Source organism: Deltaproteobacteria bacterium (assembly GCA_005879795.1).
Taxonomy (GTDB): domain Bacteria; phylum Desulfobacterota; class Binatia; order DP-6; family DP-6; genus DP-6.
The window spans coordinates 1-375 of the sequence record VBKJ01000132.1 but is presented as its reverse complement, the minus strand read 5'-3'; the positions used below and the strand labels follow the sequence as shown (position 1 = coordinate 375).

Annotated in this window: 1 protein-coding gene; it reads right to left on the bottom strand. The window is 69.9% G+C overall.

Translation table 11 applies throughout. The annotated features are described in order from the left end of the window. The coding region (locus E6J59_08775) for a hypothetical protein (GenBank protein ID TMB20374.1) at window positions 1–360 on the bottom strand (360 nt) is incomplete at its 3' end. Between the last annotated feature and the right edge of the window lie 15 nt (window positions 361–375).

Genomic DNA, 375 nt, shown 5'->3' with positions numbered 1-375 from the left:
GATGTTCGGCCCGCCCTGGATCTTGCGCACCAGGTAGCTGTCCTTGGGTTTGCAGGGCTTGACCCGCTCGAGCCGCGGTTGCTCCGTCGAGGGCACGTTCACCGACTGGCTATAGGCGACGCCCGCGCTGAGATCCTGGCCCTGCGCCGGCACCGCCCCTGTGTGGCAGCTCGTCAGCGCACACGAGCGGTCGAAGATGGGCTGGATGGTCATCGAGAAGGAGATCGTCGGCGGGATCGTGGTCGTACTCGGCCGCTTCGGCGGCGCGCCCCCTCCGCCCTCGCCCCCGCTGCCCGCGCATCCGGTCAGCACGCCGCCGATCGCCAGGACGGCGATCGTCCGGAGATCCGGCGTCCGCATCGTCGCTCCTTCATG